This is a genomic window from Neobacillus niacini, assembly GCF_031457145.1.
Lineage (GTDB): Bacteria > Bacillota > Bacilli > Bacillales > Cytobacillaceae > Neobacillus > Neobacillus niacini_J.
Genome location: NZ_JAVDVZ010000001.1, coordinates 109,083 through 134,513 on the forward strand (window position 1 = coordinate 109,083; position 25,431 = coordinate 134,513).

23 protein-coding genes are annotated in these 25,431 nt (G+C 40.0%); 19 read left to right on the forward strand and 4 right to left on the reverse strand.

Features of this window, described 5'->3' with window-relative positions; genetic code table 11:
• Position 1: 1 nt before the first annotated feature.
• Genes J2Y03_RS00600 through J2Y03_RS00610 form a run of 3 tightly spaced genes read left to right on the forward strand, consistent with a single transcriptional unit; the run spans position 2 to position 2,809 of the window.
• A complete protein-coding gene (locus J2Y03_RS00600; protein WP_310189830.1) occupies positions 2–199 on the forward strand; it encodes a DUF3311 domain-containing protein in 198 nt (65 codons plus the stop codon).
• Positions 196–1,674, forward strand: a complete 1,479-nt coding sequence (locus J2Y03_RS00605) for a sodium:solute symporter family protein (RefSeq protein WP_310189832.1) — start codon at positions 196–198, stop codon at positions 1,672–1,674. The genes J2Y03_RS00600 and J2Y03_RS00605 overlap by 4 nt, the downstream gene beginning before the upstream one ends.
• Position 1,675: 1 nt before the next feature.
• A complete protein-coding gene (locus J2Y03_RS00610) occupies positions 1,676–2,809 on the forward strand; it encodes a M20 metallopeptidase family protein (protein WP_310189834.1) in 1,134 nt (377 codons plus the stop codon).
• A 156-nt stretch (positions 2,810–2,965) separates the two neighbouring features.
• Here J2Y03_RS00610 and J2Y03_RS00615 read toward each other — a convergent pair whose 3' ends face one another.
• Positions 2,966–3,571, reverse strand: coding sequence for a TetR/AcrR family transcriptional regulator (locus J2Y03_RS00615; protein WP_310189835.1), 606 nt, complete (start codon positions 3,569–3,571; stop codon positions 2,966–2,968).
• A 293-nt stretch (positions 3,572–3,864) separates the two neighbouring features.
• On the opposite strand from J2Y03_RS00615, the gene J2Y03_RS00620 reads away from it, so the two are divergent.
• The 7 genes from J2Y03_RS00620 to J2Y03_RS00650 all read left to right on the forward strand — a co-directional run bounded on the left by J2Y03_RS00620 (position 3,865) and on the right by J2Y03_RS00650 (position 12,142).
• Positions 3,865–5,463: an ABC transporter substrate-binding protein gene (locus tag J2Y03_RS00620; protein WP_310189837.1), complete on the forward strand. Its 1,599-nt coding sequence runs from the start codon at positions 3,865–3,867 to the stop codon at positions 5,461–5,463.
• Positions 5,464–5,527: 64 nt separating this feature from the next.
• Complete coding sequence (locus tag J2Y03_RS00625) at positions 5,528–6,472, forward strand: ABC transporter permease (protein WP_132089980.1); 945 nt, start codon at positions 5,528–5,530, stop codon at positions 6,470–6,472.
• Between the two features lie 12 nt (positions 6,473–6,484).
• The gene (locus J2Y03_RS00630) at positions 6,485–7,384 is read left to right on the forward strand and encodes an ABC transporter permease (protein ID WP_132089977.1); all 900 of its coding nucleotides are present in this window, start codon (positions 6,485–6,487) and stop codon (positions 7,382–7,384) included.
• A gap of 20 nt (positions 7,385–7,404) precedes the next feature.
• On the forward strand, positions 7,405–9,450 hold the full coding sequence (locus J2Y03_RS00635) for an ABC transporter ATP-binding protein (RefSeq protein ID WP_310189840.1): 2,046 nt from the start codon (positions 7,405–7,407) through the stop codon (positions 9,448–9,450).
• Entirely contained in the window at positions 9,447–10,247 is an 801-nt protein-coding gene (locus tag J2Y03_RS00640; RefSeq protein ID WP_310189842.1) for an HpcH/HpaI aldolase family protein, read from the forward strand. The genes J2Y03_RS00635 and J2Y03_RS00640 overlap by 4 nt, the downstream gene beginning before the upstream one ends.
• A 147-nt stretch (positions 10,248–10,394) precedes the next feature.
• Positions 10,395–10,925, forward strand: a complete 531-nt coding sequence (locus J2Y03_RS00645) for an RraA family protein (RefSeq protein WP_310191269.1) — start codon at positions 10,395–10,397, stop codon at positions 10,923–10,925.
• 44 nt (positions 10,926–10,969) lie between these two features.
• Positions 10,970–12,142, forward strand: a complete 1,173-nt coding sequence (locus J2Y03_RS00650; protein WP_310189844.1) for an aminotransferase A — start codon at positions 10,970–10,972, stop codon at positions 12,140–12,142.
• 245 nt (positions 12,143–12,387) lie between these two features.
• Here the strand turns inward: J2Y03_RS00650 and J2Y03_RS00655 are convergent, their stop codons facing one another.
• Positions 12,388–12,522, reverse strand: coding sequence for a YycC family protein (locus tag J2Y03_RS00655; protein WP_179157054.1), 135 nt, complete (start codon positions 12,520–12,522; stop codon positions 12,388–12,390).
• A gap of 42 nt (positions 12,523–12,564) precedes the next feature.
• On the opposite strand from J2Y03_RS00655, the gene J2Y03_RS00660 reads away from it, so the two are divergent.
• Positions 12,565–13,293 carry a glycerophosphodiester phosphodiesterase gene (locus J2Y03_RS00660; RefSeq protein WP_310189846.1) on the forward strand — a complete coding sequence of 243 codons (729 nt, stop codon included), beginning with the start codon at positions 12,565–12,567 and terminating at the stop codon, positions 13,291–13,293.
• Between the two features lie 151 nt (positions 13,294–13,444).
• On the opposite strand, the gene J2Y03_RS00665 is transcribed toward J2Y03_RS00660, so the two are convergent.
• The gene (locus J2Y03_RS00665; protein WP_310189849.1) at positions 13,445–14,074 is read right to left on the reverse strand and encodes an FMN-binding negative transcriptional regulator; all 630 of its coding nucleotides are present in this window, start codon (positions 14,072–14,074) and stop codon (positions 13,445–13,447) included.
• Positions 14,075–14,211: 137 nt separating this feature from the next.
• Here J2Y03_RS00665 and pdxR point away from each other — a divergent pair, with 137 nt between their 5' ends.
• Positions 14,212–15,591 (forward strand): MocR-like pyridoxine biosynthesis transcription factor PdxR, encoded by a 1,380-nt coding sequence (pdxR, locus tag J2Y03_RS00670; RefSeq protein WP_310189852.1) that lies wholly within the window; start codon positions 14,212–14,214, stop codon positions 15,589–15,591.
• 292 nt (positions 15,592–15,883) lie between these two features.
• Here the strand turns inward: pdxR and J2Y03_RS00675 are convergent, their stop codons facing one another.
• Positions 15,884–16,120: a DUF2627 domain-containing protein gene (locus J2Y03_RS00675; RefSeq protein WP_310189854.1), complete on the reverse strand. Its 237-nt coding sequence runs from the start codon at positions 16,118–16,120 to the stop codon at positions 15,884–15,886.
• A 186-nt stretch (positions 16,121–16,306) separates the two neighbouring features.
• Here J2Y03_RS00675 and J2Y03_RS00680 point away from each other — a divergent pair, with 186 nt between their 5' ends.
• The 7 genes from J2Y03_RS00680 (at position 16,307) to J2Y03_RS00710 (ending at position 25,425) form a co-directional block, all read left to right on the forward strand.
• Positions 16,307–18,388 carry a sigma-54-dependent Fis family transcriptional regulator gene (locus J2Y03_RS00680; RefSeq protein WP_310189856.1) on the forward strand — a complete coding sequence of 694 codons (2,082 nt, stop codon included), beginning with the start codon at positions 16,307–16,309 and terminating at the stop codon, positions 18,386–18,388.
• A gap of 133 nt (positions 18,389–18,521) precedes the next feature.
• Entirely contained in the window at positions 18,522–19,433 is a 912-nt protein-coding gene (gene yqiS / locus J2Y03_RS00685) for a phosphate butyryltransferase (protein WP_310189857.1), read from the forward strand.
• Positions 19,434–19,662: 229 nt separating this feature from the next.
• Complete coding sequence (gene bcd / locus J2Y03_RS00690; protein WP_132089948.1) at positions 19,663–20,757, forward strand: branched-chain amino acid dehydrogenase; 1,095 nt, start codon at positions 19,663–19,665, stop codon at positions 20,755–20,757.
• Positions 20,758–20,875: 118 nt separating this feature from the next.
• A complete protein-coding gene (gene buk / locus J2Y03_RS00695; protein WP_396954163.1) occupies positions 20,876–21,958 on the forward strand; it encodes a butyrate kinase in 1,083 nt (360 codons plus the stop codon).
• A gap of 20 nt (positions 21,959–21,978) precedes the next feature.
• Positions 21,979–23,400 (forward strand): dihydrolipoyl dehydrogenase, encoded by a 1,422-nt coding sequence (lpdA, locus tag J2Y03_RS00700; RefSeq protein ID WP_132089942.1) that lies wholly within the window; start codon positions 21,979–21,981, stop codon positions 23,398–23,400.
• A gap of 33 nt (positions 23,401–23,433) precedes the next feature.
• A complete protein-coding gene (locus J2Y03_RS00705) occupies positions 23,434–24,429 on the forward strand; it encodes a thiamine pyrophosphate-dependent dehydrogenase E1 component subunit alpha (protein WP_310189863.1) in 996 nt (331 codons plus the stop codon).
• A 12-nt stretch (positions 24,430–24,441) separates the two neighbouring features.
• Positions 24,442–25,425, forward strand: coding sequence for an alpha-ketoacid dehydrogenase subunit beta (locus J2Y03_RS00710; RefSeq protein WP_310189865.1), 984 nt, complete (start codon positions 24,442–24,444; stop codon positions 25,423–25,425).
• The last annotated feature ends 6 nt before the right edge of the window (positions 25,426–25,431 follow it).

Here is a 25,431-nt window from a genome sequence, read left to right on the forward strand (position 1 = left end):
TTTGAAACCATTATATTTTCTGGTGTTTATTCCGGTTGTTGCTTTTCTTATTGGTGTACCTTTAGCGAATCGGATTGAACCTTATGTATTAGGGCTGCCATTTTCAATGTTTTGGACCGTATTGTGGGTTATTTTAAGTTCTTTAACTATATTTATTTTGTATAGGTTTGATCAACATGATGAGGAGGTGTCAGATTGAATATTTCATTATTGATTATGATAGCCGTTGTAATCTTTTGCATGTATACGGCGATACAAGCAGGTAAAGGCAAAAATGACAAATTGGAAGAGTGGGCATTAGGTGGACGAGGCATGGGCGCTATCATTACTTTCTTTTTATTAGCAGGGGAGTTTTTTACCGCCTTCACTCTAACTGGGTTAGTAGGACTAGCTTATAATAGTGGGATTGCGACTCTTTATATCATGTCATATATCTCGATTGCTTGCATTATTGGCTATTTTCTATTACCGAAAATTAGACATTATAGTAAAAAGCATAATCTAATTTCACAAGGTGACTTTTTTGAGAAAAAATATAATAGTCCGTTTTTAGGGAAGCTTATTACAATCGTAGGAGCTATAGCAATTATTCCTACATTAGTAATGGCATTAAAAGGGATGGGACTAATTGTGTCAGTCGCATCCTACGGAGCAATATCTTCTACAGCAGCAATTTGGTTTGGAAGTATTATTGTCTTAATCTATACATTAATTTCGGGTCTTCATGGATCTGCTCGTGTAGCCTTGATTAAGGATATTCTTCTGTTTGGTGTGCTTCTATTTTTAGGTCTTTACTTCCCATTCCATTATTATGATGGAGTTGGATCAATGGTTAAAGAAGTTGCTGAGGTTAGGCCTCAAGTATTAATATTTCCAGATAAAGGTCTAAGTCTTGTATGGTATGTCTCTACTGTCGTATTAATGTGTTTAGGGTTATATCTTTGGCCAAATTCATTTTTATCGATTTATGCAGCGAAAAATGACAAAGCCCTTCGTAAAAATACTATTTTAATGCCGTTATATTCATTGATGCAGCTATTTGCATGTCTTGTCGGATTAACGGCGATATTAGCGATTCCGACACTAACAGGAGCTGAAAGTGATTTAGCATTAATTAAGTTAGTATTTGAAACATTTGATCCTTGGTTTGTAGGATTCATTGGAGCAGCGGGGTTACTGGCATCTTTAGTACCGTGTTCTGTCGCGCTCATTACAATTGGTTCAATGATAACTTCGAATATTTATATGCCGTTGAAACCAGATACTTCAGTTCGTAAGCAAATGAATATTGCACGTCTTTTCGCAATTGTTGCAGCAATTATTAGCTTATACTCAACATTAAATTCACACGGTGCAATCGTGTTCCTGCAATTAATTAGCTATAACTTTATTATGCAGCTATTCCCAGCTCTTATTTTTAGTTTACAAAAGAAAAACTTTGTTACGGAACAAGGTGCAATCAGTGGTATTGTCATGGGTGTATCATTAGCTTTATACTCCGCAGCGACAGGTACAACTGTGGCAACATTATTCCCGGACCTACCTTCATTTATTTTAGATATTAATAATGGTTTATATATGTTAATCATTAACGCAATCGTAACGGTAGTTGTCAGTCTTGTAACTCAAAAATCAACAGCGGAAATAAAAAGTTTAGAAAGTGAGATTATATAAAATGAAAATTCAAAATTATGAATTGGCAAAAAAACTACGACACGAATTGCATCAACATCCTGAACTTTCTAACGAAGAAGTTTGGACAAAACAACATTTAATGGAGTTTTTGAAAGCGAATACAGAACTTGAACTTGTAGATAAAGGAAATTGGTTCTACGCGATATATCGAGCAGGAACAGATAAACCAAATATTGCTTTCCGTGCAGAGTTTGATGCACTTCCAATGGATGAATTCATCGAACTGCCATGGGCTTCTCAATTCCCTGGAAAAGCACACAAATGTGGTCATGATGGCCACTCAGCAACTCTAGCAGGATTTGCGCTTGAAATCAATCAGGTGGGTGCAGATAAAAATATCTTTTTCCTCTTTCAGCCTGCTGAAGAAACAGGAGATGGTGCTATTCAATGTATTGATTTCATTAAAGAACATAATATTGATGAAATTTATGCCTACCATAATATGAGTGGTTTCCCTTACAAGACTGTAGGAATTATCGATGGAACGATGATGTGTGCATCTAAAGGGATGACGATACATATGGAAGGTGCTCCTGCCCATGCTAGTCAGCCAGAAACGGGGATTAATCCATCCTTCGCAATCGGTAATATTCTCGGAGCAATCCCTGAATTCACCTCTCCGGAAAAAAATAAAGGTCTTATCCTATGCACAGTTGTCCAAATCGATGTAGGTGAAAAAGCTTTTGGTATTGCTGCATCAAAAGGAGATCTTCGTATGACAATACGTGCTCTTTACGAAGAAGAGTTGGATCGACTACAAGAAAACCTTGAAAACTCTGCGAAAGAGCAGGCCGAAGAATTCGGGTTAAAAGTAAGTTTCCAATATAATGATGAATTCCCGGAAACGTTTAATCATAAAGAAAGTGCAGATAAGATTCGATTGGTTGCACAAGCCAAGGGAATGGAATTATTTGAAATGAAAGAAGCATTCCGTGCTTCAGAAGATTTTGGACACTTTACAAAGTTAACAAAAGGTACATATTTCTTTATTGGAAATGGGGAAGATTATCCACATATTCATACGCAAGAGTATGACTTCCGTGATGAACTGATTGAATCGGGAGTTGAACTATTCAAGGGGCTAGCTGAGCAGGCATTTTGCGAAAAATGTTAGAAAGATTTAGAGAATTAACTAACATTTTATAGCTATTTTTAAGCTGAACTAATTTTAACAATTAGTTCAGCTTTGAAAAAGCCAGCCTCAACTATAGAATCAAGACTGGCTTTTAACGAAACGAATCTTACGCGTGTATTTGTTCCTAAGCAGCCCTTATTTTTTCACACACTCCAGTTTAGGATCAAAAGTATCGAAAAACGGAACAAGCAGCCTCAAATGTTCGGGCCCTAATTTATCTGTAGAATGGAGCAGCCAGTCGAAGATAATGCCTCTGGTAAAAATGAGAATCATGTGGGCGATAAATCCGGCATCCATATCTCGGCGGAATTCATTTTGCTTCTGTCCCTTTTGAATAATCCCTTTAAAATGGTTAAACATTCGCCGTTCTTGTGAAATCATGTAGGAAGGCTGTTCGTCATTGATTTGCAAGGTATAGATGGTCACTGTCCATTCTCTGCGCCCTTCATTTACATAATTGTACATTCCCTCACATAGGGCGATCAATTCTTCTTTATTAGTTTGATAGGTTTGTGATGATACACTGGTAATCACATCCTCATCAAGGTCAAACCAGGAACTAAGGATAATTTCACCTTTATTTTTAAAATGATTATAAAAAGCCCCTTTGGTGACCCCAGCTTTTTTGCAAATGTCGTCAATTGTTGTATTATGGTAGCCTTTCTTAAGAAAGAGGTCCAAACTAATCTGGTTCAGCATATTGCGTGTTTTTTTCGCTTCTTCTCTGCTTTTTCGGGCCATTTTGACATCGTTCCTTTACTTAAAATACATTTTTTCCAGATAGTGTAATTCACAAGTAAATCATATCACAGAATGAAATCCAACAAAAATAGAAGGAGTATAATAATATTTTTTATTTTTCAAATTATTGAAATATTTAAAAATATATAGTAAGATAAAAACATTAATTAGATACCGTAGTATCTAAATGATAATGTATGTCCTTGGTTTAATCAATCACGAAGGAGGAAAATAGGGAAAAGTACTTATGTTTTTCTAAATTAGATTAAGAGATTCAAAGGAGGGTTCTTTTTATGACCAAAAGGAAATCAAAGTTTTTATATCTTAATGCTATGATTGGTTTGATAATTGCTGTTATACTTTCCGGCTGTTCGGTATCAAAATCTACTACCTCAGATTCTCCATCTTCCTTGCAAAACCAGGAAGATTTAGGAAAGCCACAGTATGGCGGCTTATTAAAAATTTCCTCACCAATTGAACCCGCGAATTTAGGAAATCCACCTGAGCAAGTTGGAAGCGGTTTCTTGCACATGATGACACCAGTTCTTGAAACTTTAGGGAAATTTGATGAGAAGGGCGTTATGCAGCCGCTTTTGGCAGAAAAGTGGGAAACCGACCCGCAGGCAAAAACCATTACCTATTATTTGAAAAAAGGAATTAAGTTCCATGACGGTACTGATTTTAACGCAGAGGCTGTGAAATGGAATCTTGAGTTGTTCCAAAAAGCCAAACGGGGCGAAGTAAATGGGATTAACTCGATTGACGTAGTAGATGAATCTACCGTAAGAGTGAATCTGGAGAAATGGAACAGCAGCTTGAACAACGCGCTTTGTTTCTGGATTCAAATGATTTCACCAACAGCCTATGAAAAGAATGGAAAAGACTGGGCAGCCATCCATCCAGTGGGTACCGGTGCATTCATGTATGACAACTGGGAACGTGGCGTCACCATTAAATATAAGAAAAACGAGAATTACTGGCAAAAGGGTCTTCCGTATCTTGACGGAATCGAATACAAAATCATTTCAGATCCAATGACTGCCTCTGCTGCTTTCCAGCAAAGAGAAGTGGACGCATCCTTCTATTTACCAGTTGATAGGGTCCTAGAATTAGAAAAGAACGATCAATACAAAGTCGTCACACTTCAAACAGGCCTTGGTAACAGAGAAAACGGGCTTATCCCAAATAGCGGAAATCCGGATTCTCCATGGGCCAATTTAAAGGTCAGGGAAGCATTAGCCTATGCTATTGATAGGAAAACCATTGTTGAAAAGGTTCTAAAAGGAGGCTATGAAGTAACAGACCAGTGGGGGCCAATGACAGGTTCTTCTTACAATAAGGACGTAAAAAAATTCGAATTTAATCCTGAAAAAGCGAAGAAATTGCTGGCAGAAGCCGGATATCCAAACGGCTTTAAAACGAAGCTAATCTCTTGGCCTGGTCTTCAGCATGAATCACTGCCGCCTGTTTATCAGAGCTATTTAAAGGAAGTTGGAATTGATGCGGAAGTCGTGCCTGTTGATACTGCAAGAATGTATGACCTAATTGGCACAGAGTGGGACGGGCTGATGTACTTTGACGTCATTACCGATCCAGACCTGCCGCTTTACATGGAACGTTACTTAAGTAAAAATGCCAAATTATACGTAAACATTGACCATCCGGAAAAAGTGGAAGAGCTCATTAGTAATGGTAAAGCTGCAACCGATCCGGAAACAAAACAGCAGACAAATCTTGAATTACAGAAGGCTGCCTTCGAGGAAAACCATATGTTCTTCCCATTAGCTGTTACGACTATGCCAATTGTCATGTATCCGAATATTCAAGACAGCGGATTTAATGAAACATATGGCAATGTGTATTCTCCAGAAAAGACATGGCTTTCAAAATAACGAAAACCTAGAGGGGATGATGTTATTCATCTTCCCTCTTATCTAACTGAAAAGGAGAGCTGTCATGATTGCGTTTATAATCCGCAGGCTATTGCAGACCGTTATTGTTTTGATTATGGTGAGCCTCATCGTATTTTCCATTCTGCAGGTTCTGCCGGGAGATCCCGCACGGACTTTGTTAGGACCCGAAGCCTCGCCGGAACAAGTAGAACAAATTCGCGAAGAATTAGGGCTGAACCGCTCGCTGCCAGTCCAATATTTTACCTGGGTCGGACATGCCATTCAAGGGGATCTGGGCAAGTCGATTGCCTTTAGAGAAGATGTTACGGGAATTATTGGCGAACACTTACCAAAAACCATTTATATCAGTATTCTCTCGATGGTATTAGCCATCATTATTGGGGTGCCGGCCGGGATTATTGCAGCTATTAAAAGGGGAGGAAAAATTGATTCCCTCATTTCCGTCGTCGCAAACTTTGGAATGGCGGTACCTGCCTTTTGGCTCGCTGTTTTATGTATTTATTTCTTTAGCCTCAAACTGGGATGGTTTCCGGTGCAAGGATATACCTCCCCATTTGAAGATTTATGGTTAAGTACACAGCAGGTCATCATGCCTGTTATCTGCCTCGCCTTTGCCGCCCTAGCTTCCTTTGCCCGCCAGACCAGGTCGGCCATGCTAGAAGTGATTATGCAGGATTTCACCAGAACGGCCCGTTCCAAAGGATTAAAGGAAGGTACTATTATCATCAAACATACGTTGAAAAATGCCATTATTCCTGTTATCACCTTAGTGGGGCTACAGGTGCGAAACATCGTGGGCAGTACCATATTTATTGAACAGGTCTTCAATATTCCCGGTATGGGGCGGCTCGTCGTTCAAAGTATCTTTAATCAAGACTTTGTTGTCGTTCAGGGCTGCGTGCTCGTCATTGCCATAATCGTTGCACTTACCAATCTATTAATTGATATTTCATATGGCTATGCAGACCCAAGGATACGGATTAAATAAGGAGGGACAAAGATGACAACAGAAATCATTGCTTCTGAAAAAGTCGTAGAACAGGAGGTTGAAAATACAAGCAATACTCTGCGCTTTTTTCGTGTATTCCTTGCCCGAAAAACAGTGGTAGCAAGTTTAGCCATTATACTTATTATGATTATTTGTGCTATTTTCGCTCCGTTAATTGCTCCATTTGATCCATATAAACAAGACTATACGCAGGTACTTGCGGATCCATCACTAGCCCATCCATTAGGAACAGACCTTGTTGGACGGGATGTCTTAAGCCGGATTATTTACGGCAGCCAGGCAGCACTGCTGGTTGGTATTGTATCCGTCGCAATTGCAAGTGTGATTGGAATCATCCTGGGATTATTTTCAGGCTATGTTGGTGGGTTGATTGATGCCATTATTATGAGAGCAATGGACGCCCTCATGGCGATTCCTCCTATTATATTGGCGGTGGTTTTCGTAGCAGCTTTTGGCGGCGGTTTAACGAACGTCATCATTACGTTAGGCCTTTCGCTTGTACCGACTTACGCACGGTTAATGCGGGGCCAGGTACTAGCGATAAGAGAATCGGATTTTATTGTGGCTCAGGAGCTCATGGGCTCAACGAATTTACGAAATATGATCAAGCATGTACTGCCAAACTGTATTTCACCGCTGATCGTCTTAATTACTTTAAACTTTGGTGTGGCAATTTTGGCTGAAGCGGGACTCAGCTTTTTAGGGCTTGGTATTGTACCGCCTAAAGCTGCCTGGGGTTCCATGATCAATGATGGCTATAAATATTTATTATCGAATCCAATCCTCTCCTTTGCCCCTGGAATGGCCGTTGTTCTCGTAGTGGTGGCCTTCAATATTGTCGGTGACGCATTAAGGGATGCCCTTGATCCACGTCTTAAAGGAACCTTATAAAAAAAAGGAGGTGTTCATGAATGAGTCATTTGCTCGAGGTTAAAAATTTACAAACACAATTTACAGTCGACCGCAATGTCGTAAAAGCAGTTGATGGCGTTTCCTACTACGTAGATGAGGGAGAGGTTGTGGCCATCGTTGGTGAGAGCGGCAGCGGGAAATCCGTTACCCAGTATTCCGGCATCCAGCTAATCCCAACGCCCCCAGGGAAAATTGTCGGCGGGGAAGTCCTGTTTAATGGTAAAAACTTGCTTCAGTTAAGCGGGGAGGAACTGCGGCAGGTACGCGGCGGGGAAATCGGGGTCGTGTTCCAGGAACCGATGACATCGCTAAACCCTGTTTTAACGATTGGTTATCAAATAATCGAGACGATTGTCCTCCATCTAAAGATGAATAAGAAATATGCCCGCAAACATGCGATTGAATTGCTGAAAAGTGTGGGGATTCCAGATGCGGAAGAGCGGATTGACTATTACCCTCACCAATTCAGCGGAGGTATGCGTCAGAGGGTGTGCATTGCAATGGCTATGGCCTGCAATCCAAAAATTCTGATTGCGGATGAAGCAACCACAGCGCTTGATGTTACTACACAGGCACAAATCTTGGAGATGCTAAAAGATATTGTAAAAGAAACAAAGACTTCTATTGTATTAGTGACCCATAATTTAGGGATTGTGGCCCGCTATGCAGACCGTATTTATGTCATGTATGCTGGCGAAATCGTTGAATCAGGCACCACGAAGGAAATTTTCTCAAGTCCAAAGCACCCCTACACGATTTCCTTGTTGAATGCCATCCCTAGATTAGATGATCCAAAAGGCCGGAAGCTGATTCCTATTGACGGTATTCCTCCATCCTTGATTAACAAGCAGGACATTTGTGCCTTTTTACCAAGATGTCTGCACCGGACGGCAGCCTGCTCCTTCAAGCCGGCGCCAAAGCTTGAGTCTATGGGTGGCAACCATTATTCAGCCTGCCATGAAGATATAAATGCGGAAGCAATTCTAGAGGTGGCAGCCGCCAGAGCCGCTGCGGAGGATTCTTCTACAGAAGTATTCCATCATCGGCAATTGGATAACGAAAACCTTTTAGAGGTTAAAAACTTAAAAATGTATTTTCCCGTCACAAAAGGGATTCTAAAGCGAAAAGTAGCAGATGTCAAAGCCGTGGATGACGTGAGCTTCTCGATTAAAAAAGGGGAAACTCTTGGTTTGGTTGGGGAAAGCGGATGCGGAAAAACAACAATCATCCGCAGTATCTTACGGATGTATGAACCTACTTCGGGTGAAGTAATTTTTGACGGACAAAACATTGCCAAAATGCCAAAGGGCAAACTGCGTCCGATACGCAAAAACATATCCCTGGTATTCCAGGATCCATATAGTTCACTTGACCCCCGTCAAAGTGCGGGCAGTATTGTCGGAGAGCCTTTGATCATTCATCAATTAACGAAGACGAAACAGGAATATGAAAAACGGGTCGATGAATTATTTGAACTAGTGGGCCTAAACCCTGCCTGGAAAAATAGAGTTCCTCACGAATTCAGCGGCGGGCAACGGCAGCGGATAGGAATCGCCCGGGCCTTGGCCAGTAACCCATCGTTTATCGTGTGTGACGAGGCCATTTCCGCACTGGATGTTTCGATCCAGGCACAAATTATTAATCTATTAGAAGATTTACAGAAAAAACTGGGCCTTACCTATTTATTTGTGGCCCACGATCTATCTGTTGTCCGCCATATCAGCGACCGGGTTGTCGTCATGTATCTAGGTAAGATAGTCGAGGTAGCGGATTGGAAGTCGCTGTATGAAAACCCATTGCATCCTTATACAAAGGGACTACTTGCGGCCGTACCTATACCAGACCCGTTCGTAGAGGAAACCCGGGATCATGTGATGCTGGAAGGGGAAATCCCAAGCGTGATGAACCGGCCAAAAGGCTGCGCCTTTATTAACCGCTGTCCGATGGCAACCAAGGAATGCAGTGAAGTGGAACCGCCGCTTGTGGAGACCGAAGAGGGGCACAGTGTTGCTTGCATTAAAGTAGGAAAGGAAGTGGGAGTATGAGCCATACGAAAAGAATTGATCAAGCATTAGAAACAAGAGGCATTGCGGTTGGTACCTTTATTTCCTTTAACAATCCTGACGGCGCTGAGTTTGCTGCCCATTCTGGTTTCGATTTTGTTCTAATTGATGCGGAGCACGGAGCTTTCTATTTTGAAGGCACCGTTGCGATGATGCGTGCGGCCGCAGCAGGCGGAGCAGCATCTGTTGTCCGGCTCCCAACTAGTGAGCATTCCGGCATCACCAAAATCTTAGACGCTGGTGCAGCAGGTGTACTGATCTCGAGCATTCGCACTGGCGAGGAAGCAAGAAGGGTTGTGCAGGCAGCCAAATACGGGCCAGTTGGTAAGAGAGGCTTTAGCCCAGGTACCCGGGCTATGGATGGTTTTAACAACAATAAGGAATACCGGGAGTGGAGCGATAAAAACACCCTGATTTGGGCAATTATCGAGAATGAAGAGGCGCTCGAGAATATCGAGGATATACTTGATTCTGGCATCTCCGGCATTATGCCCGGTCCTTATGATTTATCGATGGCCATGGGGTATGAAGGGGACACGACACATCCAGTAGTCGTGAAGGCGCTAGATCGTGTTGCCGAGATTGCTGTCAAGAAGGGTGTCGACCTCGTTGTCTTTACCGAGGTGCCAGAAGGGGAAGGCGCACCCACTCCATATGAAATCGCCATGTCTTGGAAAAAGCGCGGAGCCCGGTTTATTCATTTCAGCACAGACCGGATGATTATGGCGTCAGGTTACGGAAAAATCTTAGACGGTTTGAAGGAACCGTTAGACGTTTAACAAGTAGATAGAAGGAGCTGTGTAAAGATGAAAACCATAAATACTTCCATTAAAAGACCAGACCCTGAATTGGTAAGACAATTGGGGGAGATTACTCCAAGTGATTACGGTCACCAGCTTAATTTTCAATTCATTACGGCAAGCAAAATGAAGCCGCTATTTGAGATTGAAAAACCTTTTGCAGGCCCGGCGGTAACTGTGCGAATCCCACCAAACGATACGGTATTTACCTGTAAGGCATTGGATAATATCCGGCCAGGTGACATTGTCGTGATTGATGCATCCGAAGAGGAACGTTATGCCTGCTGGGGTGAAGTGACCACCAGAATTGCGATGGAAAAAGGGGCAGCAGCGGCGATTGTCAATGGAGCCATAACGGACACTATTGCCTTAAGAGATTTAGGGTTTAAAGTGTATTCGCATGCAGTGTCGCCTATGACGACGAAATTCTACGACCTCGGCGGCGATGTCAACGTTCCTGTTTCGATTTCTGGCTGTGTCATCCAGCCTGGAGATGTGATCGTCGGCAGCAATGACGGGCTTTTAGTTGTGCCACAGGATGAAATTGATGCGTATTTAAAGATCGGGAAAGAGGCAAAGGAATTAGATGAACAAAACCTCCGAGACTTAAAGATGTTAGGAGCGGAAACGCTCTTGCGCCGTTGGGATTCAAAATAGGTGGATATGGTGGAAAAGGATGAAAACTAAGGGGATGGTAACAGATGCTTCATTTAATTAACAAGAATGTAAGACAAATAGAAATATCCGGCATTCGGAAAGTTTTTAATAAAGTATTAAAGGATCCAAGTATCATCAATTTATCCGTGGGCCAGCCGGATTTTGCCACTCCTGAGAAGGTGATAAAGGCCGGCATCAAATCACTGGAGGAAAAACGAACAGGTTATACAGCCAACGCCGGATTACCCGAACTAAGACAAGCGATTGCAAGCTTCGTAGACCGCCGCTACGGACTCCAATATGATGCGGAAGAGGAAATTCTTGTTACCATCGGTGCAAGTGAGGCGCTTGATATTGCCTTTCGCACCATTCTTGAAGAAGGTTGTGAAGTGATTGTGCCGGGACCCGTTTACCCGGCATATGAACCGCTCATCAGATTATGCGGTGCCATCCCCATTATTATCGATACAAGAGAAAATGGTTTCAAATTAAGCCCGGAGATGCTCAAAGCAAAACTAACGGATAAAACCCGCTGTGTCCTTCTTCCTTATCCATCCAATCCATGCGGATGCATTTTGGAAAAAGAAGAACTTCAAGAGATTTCTAATCTTTTAATGGAAAAAGATCTCTTTGTGATCTCCGATGAAATTTACAGTGAATTAACCTATGGAACAAGACATCATTCGATTGCGTCTTTTCCTGGGATGAAAGAAAAGACCATTGTCATTAATGGTGTTTCAAAGTCCCATGCCATGACAGGCTGGAGAATTGGATTCACACTGGCACCACAATACCTAACAAAAGAAATGATGAAAATCCATGTATACAATACCGTTTGTGCCACTACTGCGAGCCAATATGCTGCTTTAGAGGCATTAGCAACAGATTTAATCGAAGTAGAACAGATGAAGGCAGAGTACCAAAAACGCAGGGATTATGTATTTGATCGTATCAAATCAATGGGTCTTGATGTGAAATGGCCAGAAGGCGCTTTCTACATATTTCCTTCTGTAGAAAATACAGGATTGAGTTCTGAGGAATTTGCCGACCAATTAATTGATCAGGCGAAAGTAGCAGTCATACCTGGCAGTGCCTTCTCTACCTATGGCGAGGGATATATTCGAATTTCTTATGCCAGCTCAATGGAAAATCTAGTAGAAGGGTTAAATAGGTTAGAAACATTTTTGGAAAAAATAAATATCAAAATGGATTGCTAGAATAGTTTTTCCAAAAAAATGGGGTCAATCAGAGCGGCTAAGCATAGGTCGTAATAAATAGCAGGTGGGATTCCAAGCCTTCATTATCAAAATGAAGGTTTTTTTGTCTAGCTGCATCGGGTAGCGCTTAGGAAGGCAGAAAACGCCTTCTGTCAGCGCTCGTCTTATGCCTGTCGCCACTAGGAAAAAATGAACTGCTTTTTTCCTGGGCAAGGCGCTGCTCCGCTTTTCTTACTTATTAAATATTATTTTTCTTTTTCTAGTTCCATTAATTTTTGAATAAGTATATGCTGAGGCATATGCATAAGCTGTTCTATCGGAACATTTAGTTTTTCTGCAAGCTTAATGGCAGTTTCAGGTGATAATTGTAAGGGTTTCATTGCAAGTTCATACCTCCATTTTTTTAGTTAGGATGTGAAAAAATGACACAGATTTTTGCACACCGAGGTTTTTCTGCAGCTTATGCTGAAAACACCATGAGTGCTTTTATTGCAGCCGAAAAGGCAGGTGCAAATGGCTTAGAGCTTGATGTTCAATTAACAAAAGATGATGAAGTGGTCGTCATTCATGATGAAAAAGTTGACCGGACAACAAGTGGTAATGGCTATGTAAAAAATTTAACATTTAAAGAGATTCGAAAGTTTAATGCCAATAAAAAAGGTATGAAAAAAGAGCCAATACCATCATTAATTGAAGTTTTAGAATGGATGCAAACCAACCAATTAATTTGTAATATTGAGCTGAAAAACGGGATATTTCCATATGAAGGAATGGAAGATAAAGTGATTCAGCTTATACGGAAGTATGACTTAAGCGACCGAATTATCATTTCATCTTTTAATCATTATAGCATCGTACTAAGTTATCGGATGGCACCCGAGATTGAAACAGCACCACTATTTAATGAGCGAATGTATATGCCTTGGGTTTATGCGCAATCCATTCGAGCGCAAGGAATTCATCCGAAGCTAACATCGATAACAGATGAGATTATCAAAGGTGCACTCGAAAATGGAATAGCAGTAAGACCTTACACAGTAAACAAAGAGGCAGATATGCATAGGCTTTTTAAAATAAATTGTACTTCGATTATTACAGATGATCCAGTTACAGCCATAAAGATTAAGAAACAATATGAAACGAGACTATAATGAATTATATAGTAAATAATTATACAAAAACTTAATAATAATTACCTAAAACAGCCTTATTCTGAATAAATAGGGCTGTTTTCTATTCCATTACTTTATAAAATAGCACATTGAGTTGAAAATGTTTAGGTATATACATAATTTATTCTCCTCATTTCACCATATTAATTACTCTCTTTTCCATCACTTCTGCCATTTGTTGAGAATTTAGATTTTCCTCACTATGCAGTTGGTCAATGATGTTAAGATAATCCTCCTCATTCCGATTCTGACTTAATTTATAAGAAGCTTGAATATCTTGTACTTTAATCTTAAATCCAACAATGCCTTTAAGTTCGCTTTCTAATAACTGGGGTGAAAGTTTATCCCATAAAATTGGATTTTTCCGATGCTTTTCATATTTTTCTAGTAATAGAATCAGGTCTTGTTTTAACTCTTCTTCCCCCAATATGTTCGCCCTTCCATAAACGTGGACAGATTGATAATTCCACGTTGGAACATTTTCATGTCCATACCAAGAAGAAGAGATATAAGCATGCGGTCCTTGGTACATAATCAGTACCTCCTCGCAGGTTTCAAACGTTCTCCATTGAGGATTCCCATAAGCCATGTGACCAGTTATATAGTGATCGTCCCCTTTTTTACTTAACTCCAAAGGTAAGTGTGTAGCTATTGGTTTCCCTTTCTTTGTTGTTGTAACAATAGTCCCAAATGAGTTTACATGGACAAATTCTCTAATTTCATCAAAATCTGTAACCTTAAAATATTTAGGTATATACATATTTTTAGCTCCTCCTTATATGAAGACTTTATTAAGAAACTTTTTAAAATAATTATTCGTTATGAGTTATTTTATAATGCAGACTGACATAAAAAAAGGTACAATAATAAAAAAATACACATGTCAATGGTGATTTAATGAAAAATACAATATTTTCCTTTATGAATGATTCCCCCAAATACAAACAAATTTACGAACAGTTTAAATTATTTATAGAGCGTGGTGACATACCAGCTGGAGATCCATTACCCTCCATTCGTCAACTTGCAGACTCCCTGCAAGTAAGTCGCAATACCACATTAATGGCATATGAGCAGCTTGTAGCTGAAGGCTATATACGTGGAGAAGGTCGAAAAGGGTTTTTTGTAAATGAATTAGAGCCGCTTTTATTTAAAGATGCTCAGATCCTTTCTAATAAGACGAAAACAATGTCGGTGAAATCCGACTTAATTGATTTCCGAGCAGGAGCCGTAGATCAAACTAATTTCCCCTTAAAAATTTGGAGGAGAATAGCAAATCAAGTTTTAACATTACAGGAGAGCTTTCGATACGGGGAACCCTTTGGTGAACTGTGCTTGCGTGAACAAATCGCCACATATTTACTCCAATCTCGTGGGGTGAAAACATATCCAAATGCGATTATAATCGGCAGTAGTACCCAACAAATGTTGATTTATCTAGGACAAATCCTGAAGGATGATTTCACTAGCATTACTGTAGAAGACCCAGGGTATGATGGAGCAAGGGAGGTTTTTCAATTTCATTGTTTCACGCTTGAAACTTTACCAGTGTATGAATCAGGTGCTGATTTTTCAAAATTAGAACAAATGACTTCAAGGTTAATTTATGTAACACCTTCCCATCAAAGTCCATTAGGAGTAACCATGTCTATTCAACAAAGACAAATGCTTATTCATTGGGCTAACAAGATGGATGGATATATTATCGAAGACGATTATGATAGTGAATTCCGTTATAAGCAGCAGCCATTTCCAGCACTTACTTCCATTGATTCATCAAGAGTTATTTACCTAGGGAATTTCTCAAAGTCCTTTCTTCCAGGAATCCGTTTGAGTTATATGGTATTGCCACAGCAACTTTTAAACCGTTATAAAAATCAATTCCTTCATTTCGAGAGTACCACTTCACTTCTTAGCCAGCTTACAATGGCTAAATTTATGGAAGATGGAGAATGGTTTCGCCATATTAAACGAATGCGTCTTGTTTATAAGAGAAAAATGCAGTGCTTAGTTTCAGAATTAAAAATACAATTCAAACAAAATATATCCATTATTGGGGAGCAGTCAGGTTTGTTCGTATTAGTTAAGATACATCTAAAACGTTCAGAAGAATGGTTAATCGAGCGTGCTTCCTTTTATCGGGTTAAAGTGTACCCTACCTCCATCTATTTCATAAAGAATCATACTGATGAAGCAATTATTAAACTTGGATTCAGTAATCTTACTTGTGAGGAAATCGAGTTAGGTGTGAAGCTTTTAAAAAAGGCTTGGTCATAAATAAACACCCCGTAGTCGTTAGTACACTAACGAATGCGAGGTGTTCCATTTGTAAGACAGCTTTCACAGTATTCAATCAAGATGGTTTGTATAGCAATGTAAAATGAAATGTAAAGGAATTTGTAGTGGTAAATACACTGTAAAAAGCGAGGTTTATACATTACACCTGGCTTTTTTTGTTAATAAGATTTCGTATATGTTTTCGTGCATATACCAAAACCTAAAACCAGTAATATCATGGCTCGACTGTGTTTTGGTATAGATATTGCTATATATTTCATTAAAGTCTCGTTTATTTTTTCGTAAACCTCGTTTGCACTTTGTTTCTTTTTCGGTCTCGATGAAATATGAAACCAGCAACAAATCCAAGACCACCAAGGAAAAATATAAGTCCAATAAGAAATTGCATCCATAAGAAAGGGATCGGTCTTTGAAGAATTCCAAATGTCATATCTCGCATTAATTTAATCCCATAACCAGCCAAAAAACCTGGAATTACTAGTATAAGTAGAGCAATAATCCGCTTCATAATTAATCCTTCCAATTGTTTAGTCAAACCCAATGAGATAAACCCACAAGAAAAATATTAGTACAAAGATATAATTTGTCAAGACATCTAAAAAAATATAGAATAAATAATGAAATATATTGCATGTTTTCGATTATTTGGTATGAAAAGGTTTTCTAGCTTTAAATTTAATTAAGGGGCTAAAAAATGCAAAATGTCATGATTGTTGGAGCCGGGAAGGGCGGAACAGCGATCCTTAAATTACTCAATGAGACAGAAGTGCTTAAAGTTCAGGTTGTGATTGACAGGAATTTGGATGCACCGGGTATTTTAGCAGCGCAAAGTGAAGGGATTAAAACAGGGACTGATTGGAAGCCGTTTTTAAGTGAGAAAGTTGATATAATTATTGAGGTAACAGGAGATGAACATGTATTTCAAGAGTTGAGGAACACAAAGGATAAGAAAACAGTCTTAATTCCTGGCAGTGTAGCCTTTCTGCTTGCGAAGCTTCTTGAAGAAAAAGAAGAATTAATTGTTAATCACCAAAATGCTTTATATCAACAAGAGTTAATCTTTAATGCGGCAAATGATGGGATGCTAGTAATTGATATAAAAGGCAACTTGATCTTATTTAATCGTCGAGCTGAAGAGATGACAGGTGTAACACGTGACCAGGCAATCGGGAAATATGTGGTTGAAGTGATACCAGAAAGCAGGCTCCCACTAATTCTTGAATCGAGAAGAATAGAAACAAACCAAGAAATGATTTTAGGAAATGGTCGAAAAATTATTACAACCCGTATTCCTATTATCGAAGAGAATGGAACGTTAATTGGGGCATTTGCAGTCTTTAAAGATATTACAGAAGTAGTAAACCTAGCTGAAGAAATTACAAATTTAAAAGAAATTCAAACGATGCTTCAGGCAATCATCCATTCTAGTGATGACGCTATTTCAGTAGTTGATGAAAACGGCAGGGGTATTCTCATTAATCCAGCCTATACCCGGCTTACCGGGCTTGCGCAAGAACAGGTAATTGGACATCCTGCCACAGCTGACATATCCGAAGGTGAAAGTATGCATATGAAGGTGCTGCAAACAAGAAGAGCAGTCCGCGGGGTTCCGATGCGAGTCGGCGCCAATAAACGTGAAGTCATTGTGAATGTAGCCCCGATTATTGTAAAAGGGAAACTAAAAGGCAGTGTCGGTGTTATACATGATATGTCAGAAATAAAGTCTCTCAATCGAGAATTGAACCGTGCTAGACAAATCATTCGCACACTTGAAGCGAAATATACCTTTGAAGATATCATAGGAAGTTCTGAAGAAATGAGCTTAGCGATTGAGCAGGCAAAGCTTGGTGCAAAAACGCCTGCAACCGTCCTGTTACGAGGGGAATCTGGGACAGGAAAGGAATTGTTCGCACACGCTATACATAATGCAAGTGATCGAAAATACAACAAGTTTATCCGTGTTAATTGTGCCGCTATTTCCGAGTCACTTCTAGAAAGTGAATTATTTGGTTATGAAGAGGGAGCATTTTCTGGGGCAAAAAGAGGAGGAAAAAGAGGATTTTTTGAAGAGGCGAATAACGGTAGTATCTTTCTAGATGAAATAGGTGAATTATCTGCCAATACTCAAGCAAAATTACTCAGGGTGCTGCAAGAACATGAAATTATCCGAGTTGGCGGGACAAAGCCTGTTCCGATAAATGTTCGAATCATTGCGGCAACCCATGTGAATCTTGAGAAAGGAATTGCAAAAGGTTCTTTTAGGGAAGACTTATACTATCGTTTAAATCGCATGCCAATACATATACCTCCATTAAGAAATCGTAAAGAGGAAATTCCTGTTTTATGTGAAATGCTTATTCAAAAAATAAATCGTGATTACGGAAGAAATGTTGAGGGTGTTACGCAAGCAGCTGTGCTTAAATTGATGAATTATGATTGGCCGGGAAATGTAAGGGAACTAGAGAATATACTTGGCAGGGCGATGATTTTTATGAATTATTATGAAACATTGATTAATGTACATCACCTGCCGGAGCTAAGACCTAAAAAACTGGGCAATAAACCCCCACTAGCTGATACAAGCAAAAATGAATCTATTCAGCAGGACCGTTCCCTAACATCAATGGTTGAAGAGTATGAAGCGGAAATTATCTCGCAGACACTTCACCGCTTGAATGGAAATAAAACCGCAACTGCTAAAGCTCTTGGATTATCGGTAAGGAATCTTTATTATAAGTTAGAAAAATATAAGATTGAAAATAACAGCATGCAATAATCTTCATGGTATGAAAATTATTGCAGTTAGAATTCTATGTTTTGAAGCGCTTTCATTGGGAAATAACTTGGCACGTATATTGCATATTAAATTGATGGAGTTTTAGTAGAAGAGAGAAAGGGTTGATGACAACTTGTTGCTTGAATCACTGATAGACAAAGCAACCCAACTTGAAGGTAATACGGTAGCAGTTGCAGTGGCAGAAGATGAAGAAGTCATTGAAGCTGTTATTGAGGCATTAAATCGTGATATCGCCAATTTTATTTTATTTGGTGATAAAGAAAAAATTAATACGATATTGGAACTTAACGACAACAAATATCAAAACACAAATAACAAAAAACTTACGGTGGTTCATGCTGATTCAAATGCACTGGCTGCAGAATTAGCAGTAAGGGCTGTTTCCAAAAGGCAAGCAACGGTGTTAATGAAAGGGCATATCCCTACTAATGTTCTTTTAAAAGCAGTACTAAATAAGGAATATGGTCTTAGAACAGGAAATATTTTATCCCACTTGGCCGTTTTTGCAGTTCCAGAATTCGAGCGGTTTATCATCGTGACGGATGCTGGGATGAACATTTCCCCGGATTTAGAGCAAAAAGCTCAAATCATAAAAAACGCTACAGCACTGGCAAAGGCAATTGGAATAGAATATCCCAAGGTAGCACCAATAGCTGCCGTAGAAGTAGTAAATCCATCGATGCAGGCAACTGTTGATGCAGCTGCATTAACAGTTATGAATAAGCGTGGGCAAATCACTGGCTGTATTGTAGATGGACCATTAGCATTAGATAATGCCGTTTCTGCTTTAGCTGCTGAACATAAAGGGATTCATAGTGAAGTAGCAGGAAAAGCTGATATTTTATTAGTCCCCACTATAGAGGTCGGAAACGTCTTATATAAGTCATTAATTTATTTTGCAAAAGCAAAGGTAGGGGCGATTATTGCAGGTGCAAGAGCTCCCATCGTACTAACCTCAAGATCTGATTCGGCTGAAAGTAAGCTATATTCACTGGCACTCGCGATCTGCTCTGTAACTAAATAGCATTATTTTTTTAGCTTTTAAAATAAGGCTGTTTTCTTAAAGATTATTGTTAAAATCTTAAAGCTGATTTTAACGTGGAAATATTATTTTGCGCTTAAGAATATCGTTGCAGGCTCTATTCTTATTAAATTTATGCTATTTTCTGCGGAAACATAGTACAATCATTAAATTTTGTTCCAAAAAGCAACAAAGTTTAAGAAATGAGCTTAAATTAAAGGAGGATTTTCACATGGAAATTTTTAAGTACTTAGAACAATATGATTACGAGCAGGTTGTATTTTGCCAAGATAAACAATCTGGACTAAAAGCAATTATTGCCATACATGATACAACATTGGGACCAGCATTAGGTGGTACCCGCATGTGGACATATGAATCCGAGGAAGCTGCAATTATTGATGCATTACGTTTAGCAAAAGGAATGACCTATAAAAACGCAGCAGCTGGATTAAACCTTGGCGGTGGTAAAACGGTTATCATTGGTGACCCGCGAAAGGATAAGAGCGAAGAACTGTTCCGTGCTTTTGGACGCTATGTTCAAGGGTTAAATGGTAGATATATTACGGCAGAGGATGTTGGAACAACGGTTGCTGATATGGACTTAATTCATGAAGAAACAGACTATGTTACTGGTATTTCACCTGCATTTGGTTCATCAGGTAATCCTTCACCTGTAACGGCATATGGTGTCTATGTTGGTATGAAAGCTGCTGCAAAAGAAGCTTTTGGCTCCGATTCTTTAGAAGGTAAAGTGGTTGCAATTCAAGGAGTAGGGAATGTTGCGTATACTCTTTGTCAATACTTGCATGAAGAAGGTGCTCAATTAATTGTTACGGATATTAACAAGGAAGCTGTACAGCGTGCAGTAGATGACTTCGGTGCTCGTGCGGTTGATCCAAATGAAATATATGGTGTTGAATGTGATATTTATGCTCCTTGTGCTTTAGGTGCCACCATCAATGACGATACGATTCCACAGCTTAAGGCAAAGGTTATTGCTGGTTCTGCCAATAACCAGTTAAAAGATACCCGTCACGGTGATAGTATCCATGAATTGGGTATTGTCTATGCTCCGGATTATGTAATCAACGCTGGAGGCGTAATCAATGTTGCCGATGAATTATATGGTTATAACCATGAACGGGCAATGAAAAAAGTAGATCAAATTTATGCAAGTATCGAAAAGGTAATTGCTATTTCAAAGCGTGATGGTATTCCAACCTATGTTGCAGCAGACAGAATGGCCGAAGAGAGAATTGAAAAAATGCGTAACTCTCGCAGTCAATTTCTACAAAATGGCCACCATATTTTAAGTCGTCGATAAGGCAATTGAGAATAGTAAGGGCTGAGCGCTGAATGGGTAATTCAGCGTCTTTCCCTTTAATAAATGTGAAATGTAGAAAAAATGGAGGACAAATACCTTGCCTGATATTAAATATCGAATGCTCGTCATCAACCCAGGTTCCACTTCAACTAAGATCGGGGTCTTCGATAATGAAATTTCCATTTTAGAAAAAACAATCCGTCATGGTTCAGAAATGATTAATTCATTTGCCAATATTATTGATCAATATGAATTTAGAAAGAAAACCATCTTGGAAACACTTGATAATGAAGGAATCAATATATCCAAACTGAGTGCTGTTTGTGGCCGTGGAGGGTTGCTGCGACCGATTGAGGGTGGAACCTATGCAGTCAACGAGACCATGTTAAATGATTTACGGACTGGTTTTGCTGGGCAGCACGCTTCAAATCTGGGTGGTATTATTGCCTACGAAATTGCTTCAGGTTTAAATATTCCTTCCTTTATTGTGGATCCGGTTGTTGTTGATGAACTTGACCCGATTGCGAGAATCTCTGGTTTTTCTTTAATTGAGAGAGTGAGTATTTTTCATGCGTTAAATCAAAAAGCGGTAGCACGAAGAGTTGCAAATGAATTAGGGAAAAAATATACCGAGTTAAACCTTATTGTTACACATATGGGCGGCGGGATTACTGTTGGGGTACATAAGCAAGGCAAAGTCATAGATGTAAATAATGGTCTCCATGGTGATGGTCCTTTTAGCCCTGAACGTGCAGGAACTGTTCCTGTTGGGGATTTAGTTGCACTTTGCTATTCAGGACAATATTACCGGGATGAAATAATGAAAAAACTCGTAGGTCAAGGTGGACTAGTCGGTTATCTAGGAACCAACGACGCTGTGGAAGTTGAAAGAAGAATTGAAGCTGGTGATGAGCAGGCAGCTCTCGTTTACGAAGCAATGGCCTACCAGGTTGCAAAGGAAATTGGTGCAGCCAGTGCAGTATTAGCAGGTAAAGTAGATGCTATAGTGCTGACAGGCGGTCTGGCTTATGGTAAAGGATTTGTGAAATCCATCACCGATAGGATTAATTGGATATCTGACACGATTGTCCATCCAGGTGAGAATGAACTTCAGGCGTTAGCTGAAGGTTCCCTAAGGGTCTTGCGTGGAGAGGAAAATGTAAAAGAATATCCGGGTACGTTCAAAACAGCAAAAATCTAAGAATTTGGGGAGGGAATACAGTGTCACAAGAATACGATTTAGTCATTCTTGGCGGTGGTACCGGCGGTTATGTGGCTGCCATTCGTGCCTCTCAGCTCGGTTTAAAAACAGCAATCGTCGAAAAAGGGAAGCTTGGAGGAACATGCCTTCATAAAGGGTGTATCCCTAGTAAGGCACTTCTTAGAAGTGCTGAAGTTTATGCGACAGCTAAACACAGTGAAGATTTTGGTGTTATCACAAGTGAAGTTTCCTATAACTTTGGAAAAGTACAAGACAGAAAAAATAAAATTATCGATACTCTCCATAAAGGCGTACAACACCTCATGAAGCAAGGGAAAATTGACGTATACGAAGGATTAGGCAGAATTTTGGGACCTTCCATTTTTTCACCAATGCCCGGGACCATTTCTGTTGAAATGAATAATGGTGAAGAAAATGAAATGCTCATTCCAAAAAATGTGGTGGTTGCTACTGGTTCAAGGCCAAGAACTCTACCAGGATTGGATATTGATGGAGAATTTGTCCTAACCTCTGATGAAGCATTGGAGCTAGAAACATTACCAGCTTCCATCATTATTGTTGGCGGGGGTGTTATCGGGATTGAATGGGCATCGATGCTTTCTGATTTCGGTGTCGAAGTTACGGTTATAGAATATGCTGACCGCATTATTCCAACAGAAGATCACGAGATTTCTAGAGAAATGCAGCGACTTATGAAGAAAAAGGGCATTAAGCTTGTGACTGGAGCAAAGGTTCTTCCTGAAACTCTTGTAAAAGGTGAGGGTGTAACGATTTCTGCAGAAGTAAAAGCTGGCTTGAAAGAATTTAAAGCAGAAAAGCTTCTTGTTTCGGTAGGTCGTCAAGCAAATGTCGGGGGAATTGGATTAGAAAATACAGAAATCCAAGTTGAAAAAGGGTTTATCGTGACCAATAAATTTTACCAAACAAAAGAATCTCATATCTATGCCATTGGTGATGTAATTGGCGGCTTACAGCTGGCACATGTTGCTTCCCATGAAGGTATTATTGCAGTGGAGCATATTGCCGGAAAAGATCCATCTGTGCTCGATTACAACCTAGTTTCTAGATGTATTTATAGTAATCCAGAGGTTTCTAGTGTTGGTATAACAGAAGAACAGGCGAGTGATAAGGGTCATAAAGTAAAAGTGGGTAAGTTTTCATTCCGAGCAATCGGAAAAGCGCTCGTATTCGGAGAATCTGATGGCTTTGTCAAAATTGTTGCTGATGAAGAAACCAATGATATTCTAGGGGTACATATGATTGGTCCGCATGTGACAGACATGATTACAGAAGCTGGTTTGGCAATGGTATTGGATGCGACTCCATGGGAGATTGCTCATACTATCCACCCACATCCAACACTTTCTGAAGCAATTGGTGAAGCTGCACTAGCAGTAGATGGCAGAGCAATCCATTCGTAGGAATTTTTGTTTGAACAAACGGGAGGTATAAAAATGGCTGAAAATCGTCATCATGCAATAGGTTTAAGTGATGAAAAGGTTTTGGAAATGTATGAAACTATGCTTTTAGCCCGCCGGATTGATGAGCGGATGTGGTTGTTGAATCGTGCTGGTAAAATACCATTTGTTATTTCATGTCAAGGGCAAGAAGCAGCTCAAGTAGGTGCAGCGTTTGCTCTCGATAAGGAAAAGGATTACGTGTTGCCTTATTACCGTGATATGGGGGTTGTCTTAACTTTTGGAATGACACCAAAGGAACTAATGTTATCTGGTTTTGCTAAGGCTGAAGATCCAAACTCAGGCGGTCGTCAAATGCCTGGGCACTTTGGTCAAAAAAGAAATCGCATTGTAACCGGATCATCTCCAGTTACAACCCAGGTTCCACATGCTGTCGGTGTAGCGTTAGCAGGGAAAATGGAAAGAAAAGACCTCGTAACCTTTGTAACCTTTGGAGAAGGTTCCTCCAACCAAGGGGATTTTCATGAAGGAGCTAACTTTGCTGGAGTCCATAAATTACCAGTCATATTCTTGTGTGAAAATAATAAATATGCCATCTCTGTTCCGATTGAGAAACAATTGGGCTGCGAAAAAGTCTCAGATCGTGCAATTGGTTATGGTATGCCAGGATTCACTGTTGATGGAAACGATCCATTAGAAGTATATAAAGTGGTAAAAGAAGCAGCTGACCGTGGACGCCGTGGCGAAGGTCCTACATTAATAGAAACCATCTCATACAGGCTTACACCACACTCTTCTGACGATGATGACCGTTCGTATCGCGCCCCTGATGAAGTGGCTAAAGCGAAAACGAAGGATCCAATCATTACATTTGGCGCCTATTTAAAAGAAACAGGTGTGATGAATGATGTGTTGGAAAAAGAAATCAACGATCGTATGATGAAGTTAGTGAATGAAGCCACTGATTATGCTGAGAATGCACCGTATGCAGCACCTGAACACGCGTTGAAATATGTTTATGGTGATAAGTAAGGGGGATGGAACATGGCAGTAATTTCTTATATTGACGCGGTCACAATGGCCATTCGCGAAGAAATGGAAAGAGACCCAAAGGTTTTTGTTCTTGGTGAAGACGTTGGGGTAAAAGGCGGAGTTTTTAAGGCAACACAAGGCTTGTATGAACAATTTGGTGAAGAGCGTGTAATTGATACACCGCTTGCTGAATCTGCGATTGCCGGAGTAGGAATTGGTGCAGCGATGTACGGAATGAGACCCATTGCTGAAATGCAATTCGCTGATTTTATTATGCCTGCTGTAAACCAAATTATTTCAGAAGCAGCCAAGATTCGTTATCGCTCAAATAACGATTGGAGCTGTCCGATGGTTATTCGTGCACCATATGGCGGCGGTGTACACGGTGCACTTTATCATTCTCAATCTGTTGAGGCATTATTTGCGAATACACCAGGTTTAAAAATTGTTATGCCGTCCACTCCTTATGATGTAAAGGGGCTATTAAAAGCAGCTATTCGAGACAATGATCCAGTATTATTCTTTGAGCATAAGCGAGCATACCGTTTAATCAAAGGAGAAGTACCTACGGAAGATTATACTTTGCCGATTGGAAAAGCAGATGTGAAGCGTGAAGGTGATGACATTACTGTTATTACCTATGGCCTTTGTGTACATTTTGCCCTACAAGCAGCAGAAAAATTAGCCAAGGATGGTATCTCGGCACATATCCTTGATTTAAGAACGGTCTATCCTTTAGATAAAGAAGCGATTATCGAAGCTGCTTCCAAAACTGGTAAAGTCTTACTCGTAACAGAGGCTAATAAAGAAGGCAGCATTATTAGTGAAGTATCTGCGATTATAGCTGAAAATTGCTTATTTGAATTAGACGCTCCAATTATGCGCTTAGCTGGTCCAGATGTCCCAGCGATGCCATATGCGCCAACCATGGAAAAATTCTTTATGATCAATCCTGACAAAGTCGAAAAAGCAATGCGCGAGCTTGCTGAATATTAATTGGAG